The organism is Pseudomonas sp. MDT1-16 (assembly GCF_054898115.1).
Map to the genome: position 1 here is coordinate 5,380,816 of NZ_CM142717.1, position 16,507 is coordinate 5,397,322.

General features: G+C 57.6%; 12 protein-coding genes and 2 rRNA genes. 6 read left to right on the top strand and 8 right to left on the bottom strand.

What is annotated here, in order from left to right; genetic code table 11:
- The first annotated feature begins 79 nt into the window (after positions 1-79).
- Positions 80-1,252 carry a hypothetical protein gene (locus ACYZT3_RS24845; RefSeq protein ID WP_282378778.1) on the top strand — a complete coding sequence of 391 codons (1,173 nt, stop codon included), beginning with the start codon at positions 80-82 and terminating at the stop codon, positions 1,250-1,252.
- Between the two features lie 145 nt (positions 1,253-1,397).
- Complete coding sequence (locus ACYZT3_RS24850) at positions 1,398-1,922, top strand: SET domain-containing protein-lysine N-methyltransferase (RefSeq protein ID WP_462030953.1); 525 nt, start codon at positions 1,398-1,400, stop codon at positions 1,920-1,922.
- Between the two features lie 6 nt (positions 1,923-1,928).
- On the opposite strand, the gene can is transcribed toward ACYZT3_RS24850, so the two are convergent.
- Complete coding sequence (gene can, locus ACYZT3_RS24855; RefSeq protein ID WP_282378773.1) at positions 1,929-2,573, bottom strand: carbonate dehydratase; 645 nt, start codon at positions 2,571-2,573, stop codon at positions 1,929-1,931.
- Between the two features lie 153 nt (positions 2,574-2,726).
- On the opposite strand from can, the gene ACYZT3_RS24860 reads away from it, so the two are divergent.
- Positions 2,727-3,131, top strand: a complete 405-nt coding sequence (locus ACYZT3_RS24860; protein WP_282378771.1) for a serine kinase/phosphatase — start codon at positions 2,727-2,729, stop codon at positions 3,129-3,131.
- A gap of 44 nt (positions 3,132-3,175) precedes the next feature.
- On the opposite strand, the gene rimI is transcribed toward ACYZT3_RS24860, so the two are convergent.
- Both rimI and ACYZT3_RS24870 read right to left on the bottom strand, forming a co-directional pair.
- Positions 3,176-3,628, bottom strand: a complete 453-nt coding sequence (gene rimI, locus ACYZT3_RS24865) for a ribosomal protein S18-alanine N-acetyltransferase (RefSeq protein WP_449643107.1) — start codon at positions 3,626-3,628, stop codon at positions 3,176-3,178.
- The gene (locus ACYZT3_RS24870) at positions 3,621-4,361 is read right to left on the bottom strand and encodes an energy transducer TonB (RefSeq protein WP_462032423.1); all 741 of its coding nucleotides are present in this window, start codon (positions 4,359-4,361) and stop codon (positions 3,621-3,623) included. The genes rimI and ACYZT3_RS24870 overlap by 8 nt, the downstream gene beginning before the upstream one ends.
- 206 nt (positions 4,362-4,567) lie before the next feature.
- Here ACYZT3_RS24870 and mksB point away from each other — a divergent pair, with 206 nt between their 5' ends.
- The 3 genes from mksB to mksF are packed head-to-tail and all read left to right on the top strand — an operon-like array spanning position 4,568 to position 9,385.
- Entirely contained in the window at positions 4,568-5,857 is a 1,290-nt protein-coding gene (gene mksB / locus ACYZT3_RS24875) for an Mks condensin complex protein MksB (RefSeq protein WP_282378765.1), read from the top strand.
- A complete protein-coding gene (gene mksE / locus ACYZT3_RS24880) occupies positions 5,847-6,548 on the top strand; it encodes an Mks condensin complex protein MksE (RefSeq protein WP_309677891.1) in 702 nt (233 codons plus the stop codon). Before mksB ends, mksE begins: the two co-directional genes overlap by 11 nt.
- Positions 6,545-9,385 (top strand): Mks condensin complex protein MksF, encoded by a 2,841-nt coding sequence (gene mksF, locus ACYZT3_RS24885; RefSeq protein WP_462030954.1) that lies wholly within the window; start codon positions 6,545-6,547, stop codon positions 9,383-9,385. Before mksE ends, mksF begins: the two co-directional genes overlap by 4 nt.
- Positions 9,386-9,460: 75 nt before the next feature.
- Here mksF and ACYZT3_RS24890 read toward each other — a convergent pair whose 3' ends face one another.
- The 5 genes from ACYZT3_RS24890 to ACYZT3_RS24910 form a co-directional block, all read right to left on the bottom strand.
- A complete protein-coding gene (locus ACYZT3_RS24890) occupies positions 9,461-11,764 on the bottom strand; it encodes a PqiB family protein (protein WP_282378759.1) in 2,304 nt (767 codons plus the stop codon).
- Positions 11,757-12,380 (bottom strand): paraquat-inducible protein A, encoded by a 624-nt coding sequence (locus ACYZT3_RS24895; protein ID WP_008145542.1) that lies wholly within the window; start codon positions 12,378-12,380, stop codon positions 11,757-11,759. The genes ACYZT3_RS24890 and ACYZT3_RS24895 overlap by 8 nt, the downstream gene beginning before the upstream one ends.
- On the bottom strand, positions 12,367-13,026 hold the full coding sequence (locus tag ACYZT3_RS24900) for a paraquat-inducible protein A (RefSeq protein ID WP_282378755.1): 660 nt from the start codon (positions 13,024-13,026) through the stop codon (positions 12,367-12,369). Before ACYZT3_RS24900 ends, ACYZT3_RS24895 begins: the two co-directional genes overlap by 14 nt.
- Positions 13,027-13,174: 148 nt before the next feature.
- Positions 13,175-13,290, bottom strand: a 5S ribosomal RNA gene (gene rrf, locus ACYZT3_RS24905).
- A gap of 173 nt (positions 13,291-13,463) precedes the next feature.
- Positions 13,464-16,355: ribosomal RNA gene (locus ACYZT3_RS24910) — 23S ribosomal RNA — on the bottom strand.
- Positions 16,356-16,507: the final 152 nt, after the last annotated feature.

Consider the following 16,507-nt stretch of genomic DNA (forward strand, 5'->3'; position numbering starts at 1 on the left):
ACTTCTTGTTCGGTGCAGTCTGTTTCAGTATGTATGCGCCCCCGAAGCTAAGGGCCCACACGCTGATAAGGATCTGAGCATGTTCAAGTTCGCAGGACTCACCTTCGCGGCCCTCACCTTGAGTGCCGCCGCCCATGCCGATGTCGACCTGAAGCTGGGCAGCACCGAACGCGTCACCCGCCTGTTCGCCTACCCCAACAATTGCAACGTGATCTGCTTTCGCAACTGGACGCTGGAGCAGACCGTCGAGCATTACCTGACCCAAAGCGTGCAGCGCGATGGCTACAACGCGGCGAAGGTACTGATCAAAACCGATAACGATCAGCTCTACGCCGAAATCAGCGGCGTACCCGATGGCTATGAAAAACCGTTGGCCGCGTTGCTCGATGCCGGCGACCTGGCCTACACCGGCGCCAGTAAGCTGAATGCCGATGGCAAGTGGGCTTATAGCTGGTATCTGTTCCTGCCACTGGGCATGGCCCTGGAAAACCGCAAAAGCATTGAACTGTTGCACTTCCCGCCAGACTATTCGTTGACCCAGGCTCAGGATTACCTGCGATCTGCCACCACCGATCGCTGGGCCACACTGCTGACTGACAACGGAATCCCTGCCGACCAGACTCCGGGCTACCAGACCATCATCGACATCGCACCGATTGCCGCGCCGTCCAACGCAGGCAAGGATCTGGAAGGTGTCTACGACTACTTCAAGGACTACCAGACCACCATGGTCAAGCAACTCAGCCAGAACGCCAGCGGTGCGGCATTGCCGATGGTCGCCTTCGGCGCGCCAGTGCGTAACTGGATCAAGCAGCAATACGGGCCGACCGTGACCGTGCTGGGCCTGGTCAGCATCAGTCCGAGCGACGGGGTGAAAGTGCCAGTGCTGGGTTCCAACCACCCAAGCTATATCTGGTACGCCGCCGACCCGGACACCTATACCGGCAACGATGCCCAGGCCAAGGCCGACGCGGCTGGCCTTAAAGTCATGGGCCAGGATTTGAGTGCCGCGTGCTGGCAGGCCGCCATGGGCCGCCAACCGGACAGTAATCCCGACGTTGAACTGAAAAGTTGCACCCAAACCTGGCAAGTGGCCCAGCCAGAAAAAACCTGCGAGCTGTTCTATACCTCGATCCGCAACCTGACGCCGCAACAAGCCGTGGCCAAGTGCGCGACGGCACCGATCAAATCTCAGCTCAAACAGCTGAAAGCCCCGGTGCCCGCGACTGCGATCCCTGCCCCGCATCTGTAAAACGATGAACGGCGGGTCTACTGTCAGTTATGCCAGTAGACCCGCTGTTTCATTTGCGAGAGGCTTGAGACGCACCCAAGTGTTGCAGAGCTGACAGGATCGTCAGTTGAAAGAGTTCGCAGCACCCAGCCGGACAAGGATCGTTATGAAAACCCACGCCCTGCACGGGACTCTTGCGCAACCACCCGATGGGATTTATCCATTTGCGGAGTTACCCGTTCGCCTTGGATTCCCCTCCAGGGTCGACTTCGAGATTATCGACAACGCCAACGGATCGGCGGCAGCTGTCGCAGCACTTCGAGACTTTCCACGCATCAGCCGAATTTGTCGGGCGTCGGGGCACCTGCTGCCTTATCGATGCCGGCATACCCGACAACTGGCCCGTGGCATCCATGTCTACGACCCGCGCTTCTGCGGGCTGCTGCGTCACTCCTGCGACCCTAACGTATTTCTCGACATGAGCGAGCTGTGGTTATGGGCGCTAAAGGACATCAAAAAAGGCGAACAGCTAACGATGGACTATGCCGCCACTGAAGACAAACTCCTGCATCAGTTCGCCTGCCGGTGTGGCTCGCTCGACTGCCGAGGCTGGATCACCGGCTACGATGAACAGCCGAACGCCGACGGCCAGTTGTTTTTGCAGCACTGGCGTCGGCGAACGCTCTGTTGAAGGGCGTTACAACGCCTCGACCGGACGCAAACGGTATTGCGGCGGCAGTTGCTCGAAGCCACTGATGGTCGCGTTCAGGCTTTTCCAGCGACCGTCCTTGATGCCATAGATGCAGCCGTGAATCGACAGGTTCTGTCCGCGGTGCCAAGCGTTTTGTACGATGCTGGTGTGCCCGACGTTAGCCACTTGCTGGATCACGTTGAGTTCGCAGAGACGATCGACCTGCTCTTCTTCGGTGGGCAACGTGGCGAGTTCTTCGCGTTTTTCATAATAGAGGTCGCGAATCGAGCGCAACCAGCCGTCGATCAGACCCAGCTGACGGTCCTGCATCGAGGCGCGCACGCCGCCGCAGCCATAGTGGCCGGTAACCAGGATGTGTTTGACCTTGAGCACGTCGACCGCGTACTGAATCACCGACAGGCAGTTGAGGTCGGTGTGCAGCACCACGTTGGCCACGTTGCGGTGGACGAACAGGTCGCCGGGCAGCATGCCGACGATCTCGTTGGCTGGCACGCGGGCGTCGGAACAGCCAATCCACAGGTATTCAGGTGTCTGTTGGCGGGCCAGCTTGGAGAAGAAGTCCGGATCTTCCTGCTTGATCGCTTCGGCCCAGCGTTCGTTGTTATCAATCAGATCTTGTAATTCGTTCATGCTTTGAAGCCTCGATAATGATGCGCTGGTTTGACAGACAACCGTCCATCGGGGTCACGTGCGCGATGCATATTTGCCGGTGTTGCGAGTCGTTGGAATTCTCAGCAGCCCAGTAGGTCCACCCTAGTAAGGCCCACAGTATGAGGAATTGCCATGACTGAATCACGACGTCCGTACGATGCGGTGCAACCCGAGCCCATCGATGACAACGAAGACCGCATGGGATCGATGCATGAGCTGGATTTCGACGAGGAAACACCCAGCGGTAAAATCGGCGACGAGCTGCCGGAAACGGAGCGCGAGCGGCTGATGCCTCGGGATCGAGTGCGTGAAGCCGGCATGACGGGGGCCTCGACCAGTGACCATGAATCCACCGACGACGACATGAGCCCGGAAAATCTGATCCGTGAAGACGGCGCACGCGATGCTCATGAGGCCGGCGAAGGCGAACAGGCCGATTGGGATTTGAGCATTGTCGATGAAGACGACATTGGCGGTGGTAATGGGCTGGATGAGGCGGAAATGGCGGAGCGCGATCCGATAGACGGTAATCGTTGATCTGTGGCGAGGGAGCTTGCCTCCCTTGCCACAATAGCAATACATCAGTCGACCAGAGTGCAAGCCATGACGACGGCGTCTTCGCGCCCACCGACGGCAGGATAGTAATCCCGGCGCCGACCGATCTCGTTAAACCCATAACGCTCATACAACTTAAACGCACCACGGTTGCTGTCTCGCACTTCCAGAAAACACTCCCGCGCCTTGGCGTCATACGCCCGGGACATTAAATGCTCCAGCAACGTCAAGCCCAGGCCACGGCCCTGGTTTTCCGGTTTGACGGTGATGTTCAGCAGATGCGCTTCATCCAGAATGATCTGCACCACGCCATGACCGACCTGCTGCAGGCCTTCGAACATCAGCCAGATCTGGTACTTGCCCAGGCCATCGAGAAAAATTCCGCGGGTCCACGGGTGGCTATAGGCCGCGTATTCGATTTTCAGTACAGCGTCCATGTCCGCCTCGATCATTGGGCGGAACGATACAGCGTCACTCATTCGATTCTTTCCAGCGCGCCATCAGCCGACGCATGGCTTGCCAGACATCAGCCTTACGCTGTGGCTCTTCCATTAATAATTCCAGACCCGGCAGGGCCCAGACCGAGCCCAGGCCATCGACCTGGAGTTCACGGTTGAAGGATTCGGCGTTCGCTTCACCGGCGAAACGCACCGCCGGCAGGCCGATCAGCCACACGCAGACGCATGGAGCGTCTTCCAGCCGGGCCGAGAGAAAACCTTGCACGAAGTCGCGAGCCGCTTCCGGGCCTTGATCCATGGTGCCCCGAACCAGCAACGGCCAGCGCACCGGCTCACCGACGATTTGCGGGCTGTCCGGCAGACCGGCGGCACGCAGCATGTCCTTGAGCAACAAATAGGCGGGGTCGCGGGTCTGGAACGATTCGCCTGTGGGCAACTCGACCAACAGCAGGCAGCGCCCGGCCCGCAGCAATTGCAGGGCGAAACGCGGCGGCGGCACGACCGACGCCTTGACCGCGACCGGAGCCGCCTCTTCTTCGACCTTGGCGTTCGTGCGCGTGCTGGCCAACGATGGCCGTGGCACGTCGATTTTCACCCGTTCGGCCGGTTTGACCACGGGTTCCACGGGGGCCTCAGCCACAGGAGCCGGCGCCACCGGGGCAACGACCAACGGCTCGGGCATCTCCAGCAGTTCGGGGCGCGAGGGCGCTGCAAAGGGCAATTCGGTGCGCGGCAGCCAGTTGACCACCTGCATGGCGGTCAAATAAGCGCGGCGACGGGACTCGATAAGCAAAGGTCGGCCACTTGTGGATAACTAAAGTGCGGTGATTCTACCGCCCTTCGCTCAAGATCGCCCACGCTTGATCGATAGAAAGCCAACTGTCCGTCCCGAGAGTGAATCGACACGCCTGCGATGCAGTACAATCGCGGCTTTTAATCGCCAACAAGCCGGCCATTCCGATGATCGAACCCAAGCGCGTCTTGCGCGCCCTCGCTGAACACTGGGCACTTCTGGAGCCACTGTGCGAGCACTTCGACCAAGGCACCTTGAGCCTCAACGAACTGCGTACGCAACTGGGCGCCCAGCAACTGGACAGTACGCCGCAGGACATCACCAGCCTGTTGGACGTGTGGATCCGCCTCGATATTCTGGTTCCCGTGGCGAAAAGCCCGAACCGTTTCGAGCTCAACGCGCAGATCCACGACTTCCTCGCTTACCTGCGCCGTGAGCACCGTCTGGGCCTGTGCCTGGAAATCGAAGCCTATTTGCGCCACCTCGAGCGTCTGGCCGGTTACATTCAGGACGCCTTCGACATCCGTGATGGCCACGACCTGGCGCGCCAGTTGCGCCTACTCGACATGCGCGTACGGGACGTTCTGAAGAAACTCGCCAACGACGAGCAGGCCCTGGTGGCCGTCGCCGAGCGGGCGAAGACCAGCGATCGGCAGATCCCGCTGCGTCAGCGTTACGCTGAAGTGCTTGCGACTTGGGACGAATACGTCGAGCCGATGATTCAGTTGGTGAACGCCGACGGCGCCTTCGAACAAGGCGTGCGCAAGGTCGAAAACGTCCTGCTGAAGATGCTCACCGAGCAGCAGCGCCTCGGTCATCTGGTCGATGACGACATGCTGCTGCGCACCCACGCACGCATCCTCGAAATGCAGACCAGCGCCCAGCTGACCCTGCGTCATGCCCGCGAACTGCTGCTGCCGTTGCGTGAAGAAGCTCGTCGGCACAATGCCGTGACCCGTGGCGCTGCACTGGCCTTGTCGGCCATCCGCCGTAAAGGTATTGATGCCGTGCCGCAAGCCGCCATGCCAATGTTTACCCGACCGCAAAGCACGTTTCTCGGCAGCGCCAGCCAGGTCGAAGCCTACGTTTATGCGTTGGCCCGTTTCGAGCCAAAACCGGCGCGCTTCCCCAAGGCCCACAAGACGCAGAAAGGTGAAGCACCGCGCGCGCCACGCACGGTTCGGGAAATGCTCGAACGCTGCGAAGACGCCCTGCCGATGCCGGACCTGATGACCTGGTTGCTGGAGCAGGAACCGGACGGCGCTACCGACGAATTGCTCTACTGGTTCTCGCGCCTGTCGCGGGAAAAACGCTTCAACCGCGAGCGTCTGGAACGCCGCGATTACCACACTCACGAGCACCAGGTCAGCCTGCGCTCCTTCGCCCTGCTCTCGGCCCGCGACAGCGCCGAGGATTCTGCGAGCACACCCTATGCAAGTACTCCCCATGCAACTTGATCTATCCGAACTGTCCCAGCTGGCGCCGATCTTTCGCGAGCTGTTCAAGGGCTACCACGTCAGCCGCCGCGACCCAGAGCTGTACGCGCAACTGTCGAACTTCCAGGACCAGTACCGCACGCTGTTCAAGGCGTTGGGCTTTGAACTGGTCTGCGACACCCGTGGCTTCTACTACTTCGTGCCGGACCTCGCTGCGGCCGCGGTGAACAAGACTGCCCAGCGTCTGGCGCTGTTCACCTTCATCCTCGTCGAGCATCTGGCTGATCAGGGCCGCGATCCAGTTGCCGTGCTTGATGGTGGCAGCCTCGGCCGCGATGAATTGCCGTCGCTGCTGGAGAAGTACCGCGACCTGTTTATCCAGGCCGAAGTGCAGACCGTCGAAGAACTCGAAGAAAAAATCATGCGACGCATGACTCAGCTCGGTTTCGCCGGCGAAGAAAACGGCATCTACCGTTTCCTGCCGCCGATGCACCGTTTCCTCGATGTCTGCCTCTCGGTTCAGCAGGATCGCGATCTGGCGGCCAGCCTGCACAGCGTGCTGCCGCTGCCGGTTCCAGTGCTGATCGATGACGACAGCGACGAAAAACTCCTGGAAACCGATGACCCGCTGGACCTTAGTGACTTCGCGGAAGAAAGCGAAGAAGACGCCATGGCCCGTGCCATCGCCGAAGAACAGGAGACCGACGCATGAGCAAGGAACGCTACGGCATTCGCCGCTTCGCCCTTTTAAACACCGCCGGCTATAGCCTCGGCCTGTTTCCGCTGGAAGAACCGTTGTCGGTTTACGGCGCGAACAACCTCGGTAAATCCGCCTCGATCAACGCCCTGCAGTTCCCGATTTTGGCGCGCATGTCGGACATGAGTTTCGGCAAGTACAGCCTGGAACAATCCCGGCGGTTCTACTTCGCCTCGGACACCAGCTACATTCTGGTCGAAGTGTCCCTGCCCCACGGTCCGCACGTGATCGGGGTGGTCGGTCGCGGCCCGGGCGGTGGTTTCGGGCACCAGTTTTTTGCCTACGCCGGCAAGCTGGATTTGGCCCACTACCAGAAAAATGACACCTGCCTGCGTCAGAAAGAGTTGTTCACCAACCTTGAGCGCGAAGGCCTGAAAGCCTACGAGCTCAAACCTGATGAGCTGCGTCGTTTATTGGTCGGCGGTCACACGTCGATCCCACTCGACTTGACGCTGATCCCGTTGCGCTCCACCAGCGAACAGAGCCTGAAGACGTTCCGCGCACTGTTCATCAACCTGCTGCACATGCGTGAAATCACGGCGGCCAAGCTCAAGCAGCTGTTTCTCGATGCGTTCGAACACAGCCTGCGTTCCGGCAGCGTCGACTACATTGCCGCGTGCGAAGAAGCCTTCCGCGATGTCCGTCGCATGGAGCAGGACTACAACTCGCTGGTCACCGCTGGCCCATTGGTCGAAGCGCTTGCGGCAGGCGTGACCCAGCGCAACATCCTGCGCGGCAAACTGCACCGGATCTCGCCGCTGCTCGATTCCCTGCTCGGGACCTGGTCGGACTACGCCAGTGCGCGCAAGGAAGAGCTGACGATTCAGGCCGAGCACTACCGCAACGAGCAAGACGCGCTGCAAAACGATCAGCGCGGCGGCACTCAGGAGCTGATGCGTCTGGAACGGGAAATCACCGGCATCCAGCGTTGGCTCGGCGAGTTGTCGGTGCTCAAGCATCGCTTCGCGTTGGTTACTGACGTCAAAGTCCTTGAGCAGCAACTGCTCGCGGCCAAGGACGCACACGATGAATTGGCCGGTGCGCTGGCGCAGTCGCGGCAGTTCAGCCCCGAAGATTTGGAAGAGCGCCTGCGGGATCTGGAAAAACGCCTGAAGTCGGTGAAGCAGCAACTCGATCACGCCGACAACAACAGCTACGCCCGTCTGCGCGAGGAATTCTCGCAACAGGATGTCGAGCGCCTGATGCGCCTGTTCAACAGTGCGCTGTTCAGTCTGCCGCTGGGCGAGCATGGCATCACGCTGGACGAGGACGGTCAGTGGGTCAAATCCATGGAGCTGATCCTCGACGGCTTCAAAGGCGAGCGCTTCGAAGTGCCGGGCCTGTCCATCGACATCTCGCACATCGAGCCTCCAGCGCTGCAAGCCCTGGCAGACCGCGCGGCATTGCGCGATCAGAAAGAGCGTCTGGACAAAGAACTCAAGCAACTGAAAACCCAGCAAGCCGTGGCCGCCGACCGCGCCGCGAGCAAGACCCAGACCGAAGCGCTGTACCAGCAAGTGCTGGATGCGCAGAAAGCGTTGGAAGATTTCCGCCGCGCGCAAACACTGAGCGCCGAGGAAAGCGACAAGCTGGAGCAGCTGGCGCAGATGGAAGCGGCTCAGGACGAGTTGAAGCGTTCCAGCGATGCCTTCACCGAACGCGTCCAGCAACTGTCGGCCAAGCTGCAACTGGTCGGCCGGCAGATCGGCGACATGGAAGCCAAGCAACGCACCCTCGACGACGCCCTGCGCCGCCGTCAGTTGTTGCCGGCAGACCTGCCGTTCGGTACGCCGTTCATGGACCTGATCGACGATTCCATGGACAACCTGCTGCCGCTGCTCAATGACTATCAGGACAGCTGGCAGGGTTTGATGCGCAGCGATGGCCAGATCGAAGCGCTGTACGCTCAGGTCCGCCTCAAGGGCGTGGCCAAGTTCGACAGCGAAGACGATATGGAGCGTCGCCTGCAACTGCTGATCAACGCGTATGCGCACCGCACCGACGAAGCCCTGACCCTTGGCAAGGCTCGCCGTGCGGCGGTGACCGACATCGCCCGGACCCTGCGCAACATCCGCAGCGACTACGACAGCCTCGAGCATCAACTGGCGCTGTTCAACCGCGAGATCAACAAGCGTCAGGTCTCCAACCTGCAGAGTTTCCGCATCGTACTGGCGCCGAACAGGGAAGCGCTCAAGCACATCGACCAGATCATCCACAGCGCCGGCCAGTACGAAGAAGGCGAAACCCTTTCGGTTTTCGATCTGAGCCAAAGCGCGGATCAGGACAACAAAAACGAAGAAGCCAAGGAATACCTGGCGCGGCTGGTGGCGGCAAACCACAACCAGCTCGGCCTCAAGGACTTGTTCGAGCTGGCGTTCGAGATCACCAAGGTCAACGGATCGCCGGTGATCCACACCGACATCGATGGCGCCGCCTCCAACGGCACGACCATGACCATCAAGGCGCTGACCAACATGTACTTGTTGCTGCACTTGATGGACCGCGATCAGGCCGGTCGCGTGCGCCTGCCTTACTACCTCGACGAGGCGGCGGACATCGACGAAAAGAACCAGGCAGCGCTGTTGGAAACCAGCTTGCAACTGGGCTTCGTGCCGATCCTGGCGAGTGTGAAGCCGCAGGTCTGCGCCAGTGTCGCCATCGACCTGGAAGGTGGCAGCGGGCCGAACGGGATCTACATCGACGAGGCGGACTGGAAGTACATCCGTCGACACGATGAGGTGAAGGCTGCCGTTACCGTTGAAGCGGATGAACCGGAGCTGGATGCGGTCTGATTTGTGTTAATCGACAGCAATAAAAAAGGCCGCGATCCAATGGATCGCGGCCTTTTTCATGCCTTTTTTTTGGGCTTACTTGCCGATTGAAATCTTCGGTGCCCAGGTCAGCCATTCGTCTTCGAACTTATCGAACAGCGGAAACGTTTGCTCAGCTAGCGCCGGACCGCCCATGCGCTCACCGTCCGGCGTGGCGAAAGCGATGCCGCCCTGAATCAGCGTCTCCAGCGATTCGGTACGCATCGTCGCCCCTTTGAACAAGCCGTAATCAAAGCCAAAACCACTGGAGTTCCAGAAACGCGTGCCGCTGCGCACCAACGGCGCGTACTTCGGCTCGATCAGGATGTGCACCAACACGCGATCGGCGGTCTGGCCGAGTTCATAGCCCGTCACTTTGCCCACGGTGATCTCGCGATAGGTGACCGGCACACCGGTTTTCAGCGAACCACGGCGTGCAGCACTCAACACCAGACTCAAACCGGCTTCTTGTTTAGCGGTTTCCGGCGGATTGGCCAGGGCGACGAAGTTCTTCTGCGGGCCGAGGTTTTTCGCGGCCGGCTGCACTTCGATGTATTGGCCTGTGACCAGCGTTTCAAGGTTGGACGTCTTGATCAAACCCAGTTCAGGTTTGACTACCCAGAACTGACTGCCAACCCGAGCGATACGCTCCGGCACTTCTGTGATTCGTGCGGTAAGCATCACCGATTGCAGGTCATCACTGAGGTCGACGTCCTCAATCTTGCCAACATCCAGGCCTTTGAATCTCACAGGTGTGCCGTTGCGTAAGCCATCGGCGCGATCAACCTTGATCGTGACCACGGTGCCTTTATGGTTGGCCTCGTCATGGTTGGCGAACAGACGAAAACGTGGAATCCGCTTCTGCAACGGCGCCTTGGCTTCCGGGGTTTCGAAAGCAATGCCGCCGGCCATCAGGCTTTGCAGCGACTCACTTTTGACCTGGATCCCCCCCGTCAGTCCCCCCGTCAGCGTGATGCCGCTGGCATTCCAGAACCGTGTCGAGGCATTGACCAGACCTTCGTATTCCTTCTCGATGTGTACACCGATCACCAACTGTTTTTTGGTGCGCGAGAACTGATAGCTCTGGACCGAACCAACCTTGACCTGTTTGTAGAGAATCGGACTGCCGACTTCCAGGGAACCCAGGCTTTCCGTGAACAACACCAGGTGCAAACCCGGAGAACGCAGATCCAGCGGCGGAGCCTTGGGGCGCGCCACGAATTCACGTTGCGGCGCTGCGTCTTTGTCGCCAGGGCGAACGGCGATGTAGTTACCTTTGACCAGGGCTTCCAGGCCGGTGATCCCCGCCAGCGAGATCGACGGTTTGACCACCCAGAACTGAGTGCCTTCAACCAGGTAATCTTCGGCCAATGGATCGAGGGTCAATTCGGCGGTGGCGCCAGACAGATCCGGATCGATCTTCAGCGCTTTCAGATTGCCGACCTGGATGCCTTTGTACATCACCGGTGTGCGACCGGCCTGCAAGCCTTCGAAATCGCTGAGTTTGACCTTAACCCGAATCCCGGCAGCGGCCGCATCGAAATCTTCGTAGAGACGGAACGGCAGGCTTGGGTCGGTGGGCGGACTGTCCTTGCGGTTCTCCGGCGTGGCGAACGCGATACCGCCGGCGACGATGCTGGCCAGGGACTCGCTACGCACTTTCACGCCCGACAGGCTGGCGTCGATGCTGATGCCGCTGGCGTTCCAGAAACGCGTGTGTTTGCGCACCAGTTTGGCATAGGTGGGTTCGATGAACACTTTGAGTTCAACCGTGCTCTGGTCTTCGGAGAGCAAGTAGCTTTTGACCTGGCCAACCTTGATCTGCTTGTAGAACACCGGACTGCCGCGGTTCAACGAGCCGAGGCGATCAGCCTTGATGGTCAGGTGCAAACCCGGCTGAGCGTCCGACAGCGGCGGCTCTTCAACCAGGGCTTTGAACTTTCGAGTCGGCTCACCTTCGCCCGGGCTTATCGCGACGTAGTTACCCGAGACCAGCGTCTCCAGGCCAGTGATACCGGCCAGTGTCACGCTCGGTTTGACCAGCCAGAAACGCGTGCTGGTCCGCAGGTATTGCTCCACGTCCTTGTTCATCTCTACGGTGGCGATCACGCCTTTAGAGCTGCCTTCGTCATCAAGCTTGAGGGTCTTCACCTTACCCACCGACATGCCTTTGTAGACGACTTCGGTCTTGTTGGCCTGAATGCCTTCACCACTTTCGAAACGCACCTGAATCTCGATGCCGGTCTCGTTGTAGGCACGCCAGCCGAGCCAGCCGCCGATAATCAGGGCGATCAGGGGCAACACCCAAATAGCTGACCAGTTCGAGGCTGGTCGGGTTTTTGCTGTAGGCAAATCAGTCATGGTCGTCGTCCGACTCCGTGTTATCCCAAATCAGTCGGGGATCGAAAGTTACTGCGGCAAGCATCGTCAGAATCACCACACTGGCGAAAGCGATGGCGCCAAGATTGGCTTCGACGCTGGCAAGCCGTCCGAAATTCACAACCGCCACCAGGATGGCGATCACAAAGATATCGAGCATCGACCAGCGGCCAATGAACTCAATAAAGCGATACATCCAAATACGTTGGCGAGCCGACAGTGGCTGGCGGCGCTGCACGGAAAACAGAAGCAGTGCGATACCCACCAACTTAAACGTTGGTACCAAAATACTGGCGATAAAAACCACGGCGGCGATGGGGATCATGCCGTGCTGAACCAGTTGGATCACACCGGACATGATGGTGCTGGGATCGCCCTGCCCCAGTGAGCTGACGGTCATGATCGGCAGCACGTTGGCCGGGATGTAGAGAACCGCGGCGGTCACCAGCAACGCCCAGGTACGCATCACACTGTTCGGACGACGGGCGTGAACCAGCGCACCGCAACGGGTGCAGACCTGCTCGTCGGTGTCGGCTTCCTGCTTGTTCAACTCATGGCATTCGGCGCAAATAAGAATGCCTGCATCAATCGCCCGCATGGGCATCCTCTCCTGATAAAGCCTGCCAGATCTGATGAGGCGACATCACAACCTCCAACCAGACCTGAACCAACAACAAACCGATAAAGCACGCCAGGCCAAGACCGACGGTAATTGCTGCCATATCTGCCAGTTTGACGATCGCTACCAGTACGCCCATGAGGTAGACCTCGAGCATCCCCCAATCGCGTAAATGGTGATAAATGCGGTAGAGCAACAGGCCGTAACTGCGCCCGATATCAAAACGAATACTCAGCAGTACAGCCAGTTGGCAAAGCAGCTTGAGCAACGGGATTCCCATACTGCAGAGAAACACCACGACTGCTACACCCTGCATTCCGGTATCGAACAGGCCAACAACGCCACTCCAGACAGTGTCATCCGATGACTGCCCGAGTAGATGGAGCTGCATGATGGGTAAAAAGTTCGCAGGGATATATAAAAACAGAGCGGCGAGAACCAAGGCGAGACTGCGCTGTACGACGTTATGCCGATGGGCGTAGAGCTCGTAACCGCAGCGCGGACAGAGCGCTTTCTCGCCATGGGCGAGCTCTGGCTTGCGCATCAGCAAGTCGCACTCATGACACGCTAGCAAGTCGTCCAGCGGTAATTCTGACAGCCCAGGGGCGTCAACCGGATCTGGCATAAAGGCTCTGGCTCCGAAAAAGTTGGACCTATTCTAGTGTCATGGATCGAAAATAACTGTGCAAATTTGTGCTGTAACTGAAGGCCACTTTCCTGCGGACAAAACAAAACCCCTACCTGCATACGCAGATAGGGGTTTCGGAATTTAATCTTGACGATGACCTACTCTCACATGGGGAAACCCCACACTACCATCGGCGATGCATCGTTTCACTGCTGAGTTCGGGATGGGATCAGGTGGTTCCAATGCTCTATGGTCGTCAAGAAATTCGGGAGCCAGGTCGTGGGCCTTTGCAGGTTCACGCTCCAGCGAATGGGTAAGTGATAGTTTGGTGTTTTGTGAGTATCTCGAACTTTCGGTTCGTTTCGTCTTCACACACCGCAATCTGATGCTTTTTCGCTTTTCAGCTCAAAGCCTGCAAATTGCTTGGGTGTTATATGGTCAAGCCTCACGGGCAATTAGTATTGGTTAGCTCAACGCCTCACAGCGCTTACACACCCAACCTATCAACGTCGTAGTCTTCGACGGCCCTTCAGGGGACTCAAGGTCCCAGTGAGATCTCATCTTGAGGCTAGTTTCCCGCTTAGATGCTTTCAGCGGTTATCTATTCCGAACATAGCTACCCGGCAATGCCACTGGCGTGACAACCGGAACACCAGAGGTTCGTCCACTCCGGTCCTCTCGTACTAGGAGCAGCCCCTCTCAAATCTCAAACGTCCACGGCAGATAGGGACCGAACTGTCTCACGACGTTCTAAACCCAGCTCGCGTACCACTTTAAATGGCGAACAGCCATACCCTTGGGACCGGCTTCAGCCCCAGGATGTGATGAGCCGACATCGAGGTGCCAAACACCGCCGTCGATATGAACTCTTGGGCGGTATCAGCCTGTTATCCCCGGAGTACCTTTTATCCGTTGAGCGATGGCCCTTCCATACAGAACCACCGGATCACTAAGACCTACTTTCGTACCTGCTCGACGTGTCTGTCTCGCAGTCAAGCGCGCTTTTGCCTTTATACTCTACGACCGATTTCCGACCGGTCTGAGCGCACCTTCGTACTCCTCCGTTACTCTTTAGGAGGAGACCGCCCCAGTCAAACTACCCACCATACACTGTCCTCGATCCGGATAACGGACCTGAGTTAGAACCTCAAAGTTGCCAGGGTGGTATTTCAAGGTTGGCTCCACGCGAACTGGCGTCCACGCTTCAAAGCCTCCCACCTATCCTACACAAGCAAATTCAAAGTCCAGTGCAAAGCTATAGTAAAGGTTCACGGGGTCTTTCCGTCTAGCCGCGGATACACTGCATCTTCACAGCGATTTCAATTTCACTGAGTCTCGGGTGGAGACAGCGCCGCCATCGTTACGCCATTCGTGCAGGTCGGAACTTACCCGACAAGGAATTTCGCTACCTTAGGACCGTTATAGTTACGGCCGCCGTTTACCGGGGCTTCGATCAAGAGCTTCGCGTTAGCTAACCCCATCAATTAACCTTCCGGCACCGGGCAGGCGTCACACCCTATACGTCCACTTTCGTGTTTGCAGAGTGCTGTGTTTTTAATAAACAGTCGCAGCGGCCTGGTATCTTCGACCGGCATGGGCTTACGCAGTAAATGCTTCACCCTCACCGGCGCACCTTCTCCCGAAGTTACGGTGCCATTTTGCCTAGTTCCTTCACCCGAGTTCTCTCAAGCGCCTTGGTATTCTCTACCCAACCACCTGTGTCGGTTTGGGGTACGGTTCCTGGTTACCTGAAGCTTAGAAGCTTTTCTTGGAAGCATGGCATCAACCACTTCGTCACCCAAAGGGTAACTCGTCATCAGCTCTCGGCCTTAGAATCCCGGATTTACCTAAGATTCCAGCCTACCACCTTAAACTTGGACAACCAACGCCAAGCTGGCCTAGCCTTCTCCGTCCCTCCATCGCAATAACCAGAAGTACAGGAATATTAACCTGTTTTCCATCGACTACGCTTTTCAGCCTCGCCTTAGGGACCGACTAACCCTGCGTCGATTAACGTTGCGCAGGAAACCTTGGTCTTTCGGCGTGGGTGTTTTTCACACCCATTGTCGTTACTCATGTCAGCATTCGCACTTCTGATACCTCCAGCAAGCTTCTCAACTCACCTTCACAGGCTTACAGAACGCTCCTCTACCGCATCACCTAAGTGATACCCGTAGCTTCGGTGTATGGTTTGAGCCCCGTTACATCTTCCGCGCAGGCCGACTCGACTAGTGAGCTATTACGCTTTCTTTAAAGGGTGGCTGCTTCTAAGCCAACCTCCTAGCTGTCTAAGCCTTCCCACATCGTTTCCCACTTAACCATAACTTTGGGACCTTAGCTGACGGTCTGGGTTGTTTCCCTTTTCACGACGGACGTTAGCACCCGCCGTGTGTCTCCCATGCTCGGCACTTGTAGGTATTCGGAGTTTGCATCGGTTTGGTAAGTCGGGATGACCCCCTAGCCGAAACAGTGCTCTACCCCCTACAGTGATACATGAGGCGCTACCTAAATAGCTTTCGAGGAGAACCAGCTATCTCCGAGCTTGATTAGCCTTTCACTCCGATCCACAGGTCATCCGCTAACTTTTCAACGGTAGTCGGTTCGGTCCTCCAGTTAGTGTTACCCAACCTTCAACCTGCCCATGGATAGATCGCCCGGTTTCGGGTCTATTCCCAGCGACTAGACGCCCTATTAAGACTCGCTTTCGCTACGCCTCCCCTATTCGGTTAAGCTCGCCACTGAAAATAAGTCGCTGACCCATTATACAAAAGGTACGCAGTCACCCAACAAAGTGGGCTCCCACTGCTTGTACGCATACGGTTTCAGGATCTATTTCACTCCCCTCTCCGGGGTTCTTTTCGCCTTTCCCTCACGGTACTAGTTCACTATCGGTCAGTCAGTAGTATTTAGCCTTGGAGGATGGTCCCCCCATATTCAGACAAAGTTTCTCGTGCTCCGTCCTACTCGATTTCATGACTAAGAGATTTTCGCGTACAGGGCTATCACCCACTATGGCCGTACTTTCCAGAACGTTCCGCTAATCTCAAAGCCACTTAAGGGCTAGTCCCCGTTCGCTCGCCACTACTAAGGGAATCTCGGTTGATTTCTTTTCCTCAGGGTACTTAGATGTTTCAGTTCCCCTGGTTCGCCTCTTAAGCCTATGTATTCAGCTTAAGATAACCATCTTATGATGGCTGGGTTCCCCCATTCAGACATCTCCGGATCAAAGTCTGTTTGCCGACTCCCCGAAGCTTTTCGCAGGCTACCACGTCTTTCATCGCCTCTGACTGCCAAGGCATCCACCGTATGCGCTTCTTCACTTGACCATATAACCCCAAGCAATCTGGTTATACTGTGAAGACGACATTCGCCGAAAATTCGATAATACTCAATTAAGAGCAACTCACAAATTTTACCTTAGCCTGATTCGTTACCAGTGAAAGTAACGTCCAGTCTATCTTTCTATCACATACCCAAA